Source organism: Brevundimonas diminuta 3F5N (assembly GCF_900163625.1).
In the GTDB taxonomy this organism is placed as follows: Bacteria; Pseudomonadota; Alphaproteobacteria; order Caulobacterales; family Caulobacteraceae; genus Brevundimonas; species Brevundimonas diminuta_A.
Map to the genome: position 1 here is coordinate 1 of NZ_FUIE01000003.1, position 9839 is coordinate 9839.

The window sequence follows — 9839 nt, forward strand, 5'->3', positions numbered from 1 at the left end:
CGGATGAGGGGTGTCTGCGCGACGGTGAGAGTTTTGCAACGTCCTTCGCCCCACGGCCTGTGTTGCGTACACACCCCTCATCCGTCTGGCTCCGCCAGCCACCTTCTCCCTCAAGGGGAGAAGGCCCCGCTTACAGCGCCTCGAACCGGTCGATCAGGCCTTCCAACCGCTTGGTCCCGATGGTCCAGAAGACCGGGTCGCGCGGGTTCAAGCCGAACGGCTTCAACGCCTCGACATAGGTCCGCGCCCCGCCGCCCGACAGCAGTTCGCGATACAGGGGCGTGAAGGCCGCCGGATCCTTGGCCCGCGTCTCCATCAGCGCCGCGACCAGCAGATCGCCGAACGCATAGGCGTAGACATAGAAGGGCGCGTGAACGAAGTGGCCGACATAGGCCCACCAGTCTTCATAACCCTTCAGGTCCACCGCCGGGCCGAGGCTGGCGCCCAGCTCCTCCATCCAGATTTCGCGGATGCGCTCGACCGGAACCTCGCCCGCCGCCCGCTCGTCATGGAAGCGCGTCTCGAAGCGGTGGAAGGCGATCTGGCGGACGACCGTGTTCAACCCGTCCTCGATCCGACCCGCCAGCAGGGCGCGCTGCTCGTCCGGCGTCGCCTCGGCCAGCAGGCGGTCGAAGGTCAGCCCCTCGGCGAAGATGGAGGCCGTCTCGGCCAGCGTCAGCGGCGTATCGGCCAGCAGCGACCCCTGCCCCGCCGCCAGCGTCTGGTGCACCCCATGGCCCAATTCATGCGCCAGCGTCAGCACGTCGCGCCGCTCGCCCATCCAGTTCAGGAAGACATAGGGGTGCCGATCCGCCGTCACCGGGTGGGCGTAGGCGCCCGACTGCTTGCCTGCCCGCGCCCGCGCGTCGATCCACGGCCGGTCGAAGAACCAGCCCGCCCGCTCGGCGAAGTCGCCGCCCAGATCCGCAAAGCTGGACAGCACCACCTCGCGCCCGCCCGCCCAGTCATAGGCGCGCGACGCCGCCGCCTCGATCGGGGCGTTGCGGTCCCAGTGGGCCAGCCGCTCCTTGCCCATCGCCTTCGCCTTCAACGCATAATAGCGATGCGACAGGCGCGGATAGGCTTCGGCCACCGCTTCGGCCATGGCGTCCACGCTCTCCCCGTCGACTTCGTTGCCCAGATGGCGGCTGTCCGCGGGGCGTTTGAAGCCGCGCTTGCGGTCCTCCAGCGCCTTTTCGGCGGCCACGGTGTTCAGCACCATGGCCATGGTCCGGGCGATGCCGGAAAACGCCGCCGATAGGCCCTCGCCCGCCGCCTGACGCTTGGCGCCGTCCGCGTCGCTGAGACGGTTCAACCCCTCGGCCAGGGTCAGCTCCTCATCCCCGACGGATGCGCGCAGCACGGCCAGAGTCTCGTCGAACAGACGCGGCCACTGGGCCTGGATCGGCCCGCGCTCGGCGATGAAGGTCTCAAGCTCGGCCGACAGTTCATGCGGCTTCATCGCCCGCACCCGGCGCAGCCACGGCGCCCAGCGCGCGGCGGGCGCATGGGCCGCCAGCGCCGCCTCCACCGCCGCCTCGTCCAGCGCATTGATCTCCAGCGTCAGCCAGACAGTCGGCGTGGCGATGGCCGTCAGCTTCTCGCGCACATCGGCCTCGAACCCTTGCGCCGCCGCGTCCTCGCGATTGGTCGAAGCGGCCAGGAAAGCATAGGCGCCCAAGGCCCCCATCACGTCCGCCGCCTGCTCATAAAGCCCGATCGCCTCGTCCAGCGCCCGGCCCAACTCAGCGCCCGACAGCGCGGCCAACCGCCCCTGCCAGGCGTTCATCCGCTCCACCAACCCTTTGGCCCGCTCCAGATCGGCGGCGATGCGCGCATCCTCGCGCGAGGCGTAGAGGTCGGACAGATCCCACAGCGGGGCGTCGGCGAATTCGGTCGGTTTGACGGGCGCGTTCATGCCCTTGGTTGTGGGGAGGCGGGCGGCGCGATGCAAGCCGCCACCTTCTCCCGCAGGGGGGAAGGAAAAGCGGACTTCCCTTCCGGGCCGATATCGAGCACTGTTCAAATATGACCCACCTCGCCACCGATCCCACCGGCCGCGCCTCGCTTGAAGGCGCGCGCGGCCTCGCCGCCGTCCGCATCGGGATCGGCCTGATCCAGGGGCTGATCCTCTATCTGCTGTATCGCTCAGCATCGGACGTCACAGCCCTGACCTGGCCCGCGACGCAGCCTTCGCTGTTCGCCGCCCTGGTGCTGGCGGCGGCGTTCGCGCCGATCATGCTGCTGGCCGGCGCCGGGCGGCTGGGATGGAAGACGCTGGCGCTGTGGGGCGCGATCGCGGCGGCGGTGCTGGCGCTGCTGGGCTGGCACGATGCGGCCCAGCAGGCGAGCGACTATTTCCGCCCGCCCTATCTGCGCTTTCCCGTCGTGGCCTTCGCCGCAGCCGCCCTGTTCATCGCCCATCACCTGATCGTCCCCGCGGTCGAGGGGCGGCGCTGGATCGCCGACTACGACGACTATTTCGACACGGCGTGGAAGGCTGGCGTGCAGCTGGTCCTGTCGCTGGGCTTCACCGGCGCCTTCTGGCTGCTGCTGTTCCTGGGCGCGGCCCTGTTCCGCGTCATCGGCCTCAGCTTCCTGTCCGATCTGCTGGGCGAGGAGTGGTTCTCCATTCCCGTCACCTGTCTGGTCTTCGCCGTGGCGGTGCAACTGACCGACGTGCGCGGCGGCCTGATCCGAGGCGTGCGGACGGTGGCGCTGATGCTGCTGTCCTGGCTTCTGCTGGTCATCACCGTCCTGGTGGCGGGCTTCCTGGCCGCCCTGCCCTTCACCGGCCTGGACGGGCTGTGGAAGACGGGCAGCGCCACGGCCCTGGTGCTGTCGGCCGCCGCCGCCCTGATCGTGCTGATCAACACCGCCTATCAGGACGGGCGCGAGGACAATCTGCCGCCCGCCGCCCTGCGTCTGGCGGTACGAGTCGCCTCGGTGCTGCTGACGCCGCTGATCCTGATCGCCGTCTGGGGTCTGAGCCTTCGCATCGGCCAGCACGGCCTGACGCCCGACCGCATCATCGCCGCGGCCTGCGCCCTTGTGGGCGTCCTCTACGCCGTCGGCTACGGCTGGGCCGCCCTGTCGCCCCTGTGGCGCAAGAGCGCCTGGATGAAGCCGCTGGAGCGCACCAACGTCCTGGCCGCCGTCCTGACGGTGCTGGTCATCCTGGCCCTGTTCAGCCCCCTGGCCGATCCGGCCCGCCTGTCCGTCAACGACCAGACCGCCCGGCTGAAGCGCGGCGCCGTCAGCGCGGCCCAGTTCGACTACGCCTTCCTGCGCTTCGGCGCGGGCAAGACGGGACGCGCCGCCCTGGCCGAACTGGCGAAATCCTCAGACGCCGAGGTCGCCCGCCGCGCCAAGGCGGTCCAGGCCTCGACCTCGCGCTATGACGTCGAGGAAGCCGCCCTGCCGCCGCGCGCCCCCACCATCGCCCCCTGGCCGGCGAACAAGCCCCTGCCCGCCGCCTTCATGGCCCCGGCGTCGTCCGGCGATCCGCGCTACGCCTGCAACAGCGACGACACCTGCCTCGCCGCACAGCGCGACCTGAACGGCGACGGCCGCGATGAGATCCTGCTGGCGACCGCCTACAGCATCGCCCTGTTCGCTCTGGACGCTGACGGCCGCTGGATCCACCAGGGCGCCTATCAGGTGCCGCATTGCCCCGGCCCCAGCGGCCGCGACCTGCGCGAGGCGCTCAAGCATCCTGACCTGAAGGCCGCCGCCGCGCCCTGGCCCGACTTGCACATAGGCGCCGTGATCGGGCGGCTGCAGCCGGAAACCGCCTGTCCAAAGCCCGCCGCCGTTAACCCCTGACTCAGGTCTCCGAAACCCGATCTTCATTCCCTCCGTTCTAGGGTTGTGTCGAAACGAGCCAGTCCCGAACCAATGAGGACGGCCGTTCGATGGTGATGTTGAAGGGTGTGCTCAAATGGCCAAGACCGTTCTGGTCGTCGACGATGATCCCACGCAGCGCCGCCTGATTCAGGCGGTGCTGGACCGTGAAGGCTATGCGGTCGTCCACGCCGAAAGCGGGGGCGAGGCCATCGACCGTCTGACCAAGGGCGGCGGCGCCGACGTGGTGCTTCTGGACCTCGTCATGCCCGGCCTGTCGGGCATGGAGGCCCTGGCCGAAATGCGCACGGCGGGCGTTCCGACGCCGGTCATCGTACTGACGGCCAACGGCGGCATCGAGACCGTGGTCAAGGCCATGCAGGCCGGAGCCCAGGACTTCTTCGTCAAGCCGGTCGGGCCGGAACGCCTGCTGGTCGGCGTGCGCAACGCCCTGCAGATGACCCAGTTGACCGCTGAGATCGGCCGCCTGAAGAAGCGCGCCACCGGCCGCTCCTCCTTCGACGACATGGTCGGCGACAGCGCCCCCATGCGTATGGTCAAGGCGCTGGGCCAGCGCGCGGCCAAATCCTCCATCCCCGTGCTGATCACCGGCGAAAGCGGCGTCGGCAAGGAAGTCATCGCCCGCGCCCTGCACGGCGCCTCGGACCGGGCGGGCAAGCCCTTCATCGCGGTGAACTGCGGCGCCCTGCCCGCCAATCTGGTCGAATCCATCCTGTTCGGCCACGAGAAGGGCGCCTTCACCGGCGCCCATGAGAAACACGCCGGCAAGTTCGTCGAGGCGAACGGCGGCACCCTGTTCCTGGACGAGATCGGCGAGCTGCCGCTGGACATGCAGGTCAAGCTGCTGCGCGCCCTTCAGGAGGGCGAAGTCGACCCGGTCGGCGGCAAGCGCCCGGTCAAGGTCGACGTCCGCATCGTCTCGGCCACCAACCGCGACCCGGCCCAGCAGGTGAAGGAGGGCGCCTTCCGCGAAGACCTCTTCTACCGCCTGAACGTCTTCCCGATCGAGGCTCCGGCCCTGCGCGAACGCCGCGAAGACATCCCGGCCCTGGTCGAGCACTTCATCGCCCGCTTCAACGTCGAGGAGGGCAAGCGCGTCGCCGGTTGCTCGCCCGAGACCCTGGCCCTGCTGCAAGGCCACGACTGGCCCGGCAACGTCCGCCAGCTGGAGAATGCGGTCTATCGCGCCCTGGTCCTGGCCGACTCGCCCCTGTTGCAGCCGCACGACTTCCCGGCCATCTCGGGCGTCGCCGTGCCGCTGGACGCCATGGCTGTCGCGCCCAGCGGCGAGGACGCGCCCGCCTCGGCTTCCGCAGCCGCCGCGACCGACGAGGACGGCCAGCACGACAGCCCGGTCCGCATCACCGATGACCGCGGCCACGTCCGCACCCTGGAACAGATCGAGCGCGATCTGATCCAGCACGCCATCGAGGTCTATTCCGGCCACATGTCCGAGATCGCCCGCCGTCTGGGCATCGGCCGTTCCACCCTCTACCGCAAGGTTCGCGAACAGGGCCTGGAAGAGCAGCTCAAGGAAGCCGGCTGAGGGCGTCCCGGACGCGGCCCGAAACAGGGCCGATCGTTTCCGTCCGGGGTTCCAAAGGCGGACTTTCCGGGCCACACCTTCCCTGCGTCCTGTTCATGGAAGGGAGCCGCCCCTCTTGTTTCGCCACACCGCCGTCGCCTTGACCCTGGCGTCCGTCGCCGCCCTGACCGCCGCCTGCTCCAACCCCGAAGCCCCGGCCGGGGTTGAAGCCGCCGCCGCGACCAAGGTCGCCCTGCCGCCCGAGTGCGAGAACCACCCCCTGCTGGCCGCCATGCCGACGGCCCAGACCATCGCCGGCAAGCCGTTAACCGAGATCGAGTGCCAGGCCTTCTCCGTCTCCATGACCTATGGCGAGCCGGGGACCAGCGCCGAAATCCTGCTGATCGATTCCAAGGCGCCGGTTCCCGAGGAAAGCGGCGCCCTGTCCGGCCTGCTCGCGGGCGCTCAGGAGACCGCCTTCAAGAGCGTCGTCGCAGGCGTGGAGATGACCAAGGGCGTACGTGAGATGGCCCTGTCCTCCCCGCCCGCCCTGGCCTCGATCGGCGGCGAAGACTATCTGGCCGTGGTCATGGAGGCCCCGACCGGCGAGCCCGTCGTCATCGGCGTCGAGCCCAAGGATTCGGGCGGCCGCGTCGGCTCGCTGATGAGCGCGCTCAAGGGCCGCTACGGCCTGACCATCCACATCGAGCAGGATGATCTGTCCGGGGCCGCCGCCGCGCGCACGGCCTATCAGCCCTATCTGTCGGCCATGCGCCTAAACGCCCTGCCCTAGACGGCGAAAAGGGCGGCGGATTTCGCGTCCGCCGCCCTTCACCAGCCTTATCTTTTCCGACGTCAGTTCCGGCTGATCGTCAGGCTATAGCCGCCTTCCGACCCCCGGCGCGCCGTCGCGCGAGGCTGGAAGGGGGTGATGACGTAGGTCGTGTCCTTCGAGGCCTCCAGCTCGGCCGCCTGACCGTCAACCTCGCCCCGGAACACGGCCGCGCCGCTCTGGTCAGCCGCATCGCTGATGTTGAAATACAAATTAGTGTTCGACGGCTTGAAGGCGACCTTCAGCGTCTGGCCCGACGCCACGGGCACGGCATAGACCGGCGCCGCATAGCCCTTCACCATCCCCTCCTTCGTCACCGAGCCGACCCGGTCGAACGTCAACACCTCCAGGGTGGAGCCGGCGTCGCGGACGAAGGTGCGCGCCGCCGCTTCATCGACGGCGGGCAGCGTCTGGGCGGCGTCCGGCGACGGGCTGACCGCCTGGGACGCTGTCGCGGGGCCGCCGCTGAGGTCCGGCGTCGCTTCCGAAGCCGCCTCAGGCGCCGCGCCCGGACGATCCCCGCACGCGGCCAGCGCCAGGCTCAAGCTCAGAAGGCCGCCCGTCAGGGCGGCGGGGGCGAAGCGTTTCATCAGTCTTCTCTCTCAAGAGTATGGGAAATCCGCAGGCGCAACGCGCGGCCAAGCTAGACGGTTGCAGGCCTCATTCGCCTTCGTCGGGCGGCTGCGGGGCCTCTCCACGACGTCGTCCGAATCGACGCGGCTCGCCCTTGGCCTTGGCTGTGATCTCTTTCAGCTTGCGGCCCTGCATGGCCGACAGCGCCTGGCCCGGCGCGCCCTTTTCCGGGTCAGCGAAGGCGCGGCCGTGAGTCTGGATTCGCTCGCCCACCGAATCGAGGAACTCCCCCTCCCACTCGGACAGGGAAACGCCCGCCTTCTCTGCCGAGCGGCGGGCGCGTTTCAGGGCGTTGAGCGCGGACCGCTTCGCCGCTTCCTTCTGCAGCTCCCAGGGGCTTGGAGAAGGTTTCTTTTTAGGAGCGCTACCGCCCTTCGGACTGCTTGAGCGCAGCTTGGAGGCGCTATCGTCCTTCGGACTGCTTGAGCGAGTCTTGCCGGCGCTATCGCTCTTCAAGCTACTTGAGCGCGAGAGGCCGCTGGAGCGCAACTTCGCGCCGCCGCTCTTCAAGCTGCTGGAGCGTGAAGAGCCGTCGCTGGGGGGCTTGAAGGGCGTGCGCTTCAGGCCCGCCTCCCTCAGATCTCGCCGAGAGCCGACAGGTAGAGGTCCAGAATCGCTTCTTCTTCCTGACGCTTGGCCTTGTCCTGCTTACGCAGGCGCAGGACCTTGCGCAGCACCTTGACGTCATAGCCCTCGCCCTTGGCCTCGGCGAAGACCTCCTTCATGTCGACCATGACGGCCTGCTTGTCCTCTTCGAGGCGCTCCAGGCGTTCGATGATCGAGCGAAGACGGCCCTGGGCCGTGGCGGTCAGGACGTCGGGGCTGGCGTCGAAGGAAGCGTCGTCCATGACTGAACTCCAGAACTCAAAATCAGGCTGCGCCCTCAAGCAGGCCGAAGGCCGTTAGGGCAGGAAGAACTACGCCCTCAAACAGGCCAAGGGCCGTCAGGGCAAGAGAAAAGCACGCCCCCAAGCAGACCAGAGGTCGTTAGGGCGATTTAGGAAAGAATCACTAATCACGCGCAGGCGCAGGGCTCAACGGCGGACGCGAAAAAGCCGCGGACAACGCCCGCGGCCCTGTGGATAGTCATCCCATCCACCGACGTTCAGCGCGCCTCGCCTGATATAGACAGGGCGCGCCGGTCGCGCGTGATCAGCCTTGCTTGGCCTTGAAGCGCGGATCGGTCTTGTTGATGACGTACAGAACGCCCTTGCGACGAACGATCTTGCAGTCGCGGTGGCGACCCTTCAGCGACTTCAGCGAGCTACGGACCTTCATGGTCGGATGTCCCGGTTGGAGGCCCGTGAGGGCGAGTAAAACAAAAGAGCCGCGGGCGAACCTGCGGCGGAGGCGGTCGTATAGAGAGGCCCTCGCCTTTCGTCAACATTCCGCGCGGGGGAATCCGCTGGAGGCCTGGCCCCCGAGTCGAACGGAGGATCTCCGGACATGCACGTCCGGCGCGTCGCCCCTCCGCCACCAGGCCGTGCTCAGGGAACGCTGCAATGTAAATTCAGCAGATTAACCGCCTGCTTTCAGGAATGGTTAACGGCGCTTTCACCCTTATCACGGAAACTCATCAGGCCTTCGCGCGCTTGTGATTGGTCGTGGAATTCGGGGGCGTTAGCCTGTGACTATGCCTATCGCTTATCGTCTTCTGTTGTTGGGTTCGGTCGCCGCCTGCACCCCCATGGTTCCCACGCCGCCGCAGCCTCAGCCTGCGCCGCCGCCCGTGGTCGAGCCTGCGCCCGCCACGCCGGCCCCCACTCCCCCGCCCGCCCAGACGGACCTCAGCGAGGCCTATGACCACGCCAGCTTCGACGCCTGGAAGCAAAGCTTCCTGGAACGCCACGGCGGCGCCCGCAAATGGGAGTACGCCCGCGAGCTGGAGAGCGTGACGCCGAACCCCAGCATCATCCGCCTGGACCGCAACCAGCCCGAATTCTCGCGGCCCGCCGGAGTCTACATCCAGAATGCCACCACTCCGGCGCGAATCGCCATGGCCCGCCAGCGCGTCGACCGCGTGCCGTGGGACGTGACCCAGAAATACGGCGTGCCGACCGAAATCCTGCTGGGCGTCTGGGCTCAGGAAAGCGCCTTCGGCCAGGTTCAGGGCGATTTCGACGTCATCCGCTCCCTGGCGACCCTGGCCTATGACGGCCGCCGCCGCGCCTGGGCCGAGGACCAGCTGAAGCACGCCCTCGACATCGTCGTGACGGGCAAGCGCGACCGCGCAGGGCTGAAGGGCAGCTGGGCCGGCGCCATGGGCCAGACCCAGTTCATGCCGGACAACTATCTGCGGCTGGGCGTCGACCAGAACGGCGACGGCAAGGTCGACATCTGGGGCTCGGACGCCGACGCCCTGGCCTCGGCGGCGAATCTGCTGGCCCAGGCGGGCTGGAAGCGCGGCCAGGGCTGGGCCTATGAAGTCACCCTGCCCTCCAATTTCGACTACAGCCAGGCCGAGGGGCCGAAGCACCCCTGGTCCTACTGGGTCGCGCGCGGCGTGCGCCTGGCCGACGGTTCGTCGCCCAACAGCGCCGAGGCGGCCGAGGGCGCGGCCATCCTGCTGCCGCAAGGCGCCAAGGGCCCGGCCTTCCTGGCCCTGCCCAACCACTACGTCATCCGCCGCTACAACAACTCGGTTAGCTACGCCCTGGCTATCGGCATGATCGCCGACGGCGTGACCGGCAAGCCCGCGCTGAAAGCCTCCTGGCCCAACGACGGGCCCCTGACGCGGGACCAGCGCGTCGGCGCCCAGCAGGCCCTGACCCGCATGGGCTTCGACACGCAAGGCGTCGACGGCGTCATCGGCTCCAACACCCGCGCCGCCCTGCGCCGCTGGCAGCAAGCGAACGGGCGGACGGCCGACGGCTATCTGACGGACGTGCTGGCGGATGAACTGATCCGCCGGGCGCGCTAACCGCCTCTCCCTCCCCGTCCCGGGGAGGGTGGCTGAGGCGCAGCCGAAGCCGGGTGGGGGGCGGC

The 9839-nt window shown here is 68.7% G+C and carries 9 protein-coding genes; 4 read left to right on the forward strand and 5 right to left on the reverse strand.

Annotated features, from left to right (window positions below):
* Nucleotides 1-130 precede the first annotated feature (130 nt).
* Complete coding sequence (locus FM111_RS00310) at nucleotides 131-1918, reverse strand: M3 family oligoendopeptidase (RefSeq protein ID WP_087138754.1); 1788 nt, start codon at nucleotides 1916-1918, stop codon at nucleotides 131-133.
* Nucleotides 1919-2028: 110 nt separating this feature from the next.
* On the opposite strand from FM111_RS00310, the gene FM111_RS00315 reads away from it, so the two are divergent.
* The 3 genes from FM111_RS00315 to FM111_RS00325 all read left to right on the forward strand — a co-directional run bounded on the left by FM111_RS00315 (nucleotide 2029) and on the right by FM111_RS00325 (nucleotide 6182).
* Entirely contained in the window at nucleotides 2029-3825 is a 1797-nt protein-coding gene (locus tag FM111_RS00315; RefSeq protein WP_087138755.1) for a DUF4153 domain-containing protein, read from the forward strand.
* Nucleotides 3826-3940: 115 nt separating this feature from the next.
* A complete protein-coding gene (locus FM111_RS00320) occupies nucleotides 3941-5410 on the forward strand; it encodes a sigma-54-dependent transcriptional regulator (protein WP_087138756.1) in 1470 nt (489 codons plus the stop codon).
* Between the two features lie 115 nt (nucleotides 5411-5525).
* Nucleotides 5526-6182: a hypothetical protein gene (locus tag FM111_RS00325; RefSeq protein ID WP_256968022.1), complete on the forward strand. Its 657-nt coding sequence runs from the start codon at nucleotides 5526-5528 to the stop codon at nucleotides 6180-6182.
* Nucleotides 6183-6244: 62 nt separating this feature from the next.
* Here the strand turns inward: FM111_RS00325 and FM111_RS00330 are convergent, their stop codons facing one another.
* The 4 genes from FM111_RS00330 to ykgO all read right to left on the reverse strand — a co-directional run bounded on the left by FM111_RS00330 (nucleotide 6245) and on the right by ykgO (nucleotide 8132).
* Entirely contained in the window at nucleotides 6245-6811 is a 567-nt protein-coding gene (locus FM111_RS00330) for a hypothetical protein (protein WP_087138757.1), read from the reverse strand.
* Nucleotides 6812-6881: 70 nt separating this feature from the next.
* On the reverse strand, nucleotides 6882-7364 hold the full coding sequence (locus FM111_RS16590) for a hypothetical protein (RefSeq protein ID WP_373407946.1): 483 nt from the start codon (nucleotides 7362-7364) through the stop codon (nucleotides 6882-6884).
* Nucleotides 7365-7429: 65 nt separating this feature from the next.
* A complete protein-coding gene (locus FM111_RS00340) occupies nucleotides 7430-7702 on the reverse strand; it encodes a DUF2312 domain-containing protein (protein ID WP_003165749.1) in 273 nt (90 codons plus the stop codon).
* A gap of 304 nt (nucleotides 7703-8006) precedes the next feature.
* The gene (gene ykgO, locus FM111_RS00345; protein ID WP_003165750.1) at nucleotides 8007-8132 is read right to left on the reverse strand and encodes a type B 50S ribosomal protein L36; all 126 of its coding nucleotides are present in this window, start codon (nucleotides 8130-8132) and stop codon (nucleotides 8007-8009) included.
* A 355-nt stretch (nucleotides 8133-8487) separates the two neighbouring features.
* Between ykgO and FM111_RS00350 the strand changes: the two genes are divergently transcribed.
* Nucleotides 8488-9774, forward strand: coding sequence for a lytic murein transglycosylase (locus FM111_RS00350; protein WP_087138758.1), 1287 nt, complete (start codon nucleotides 8488-8490; stop codon nucleotides 9772-9774).
* Nucleotides 9775-9839 lie beyond the last annotated feature (65 nt).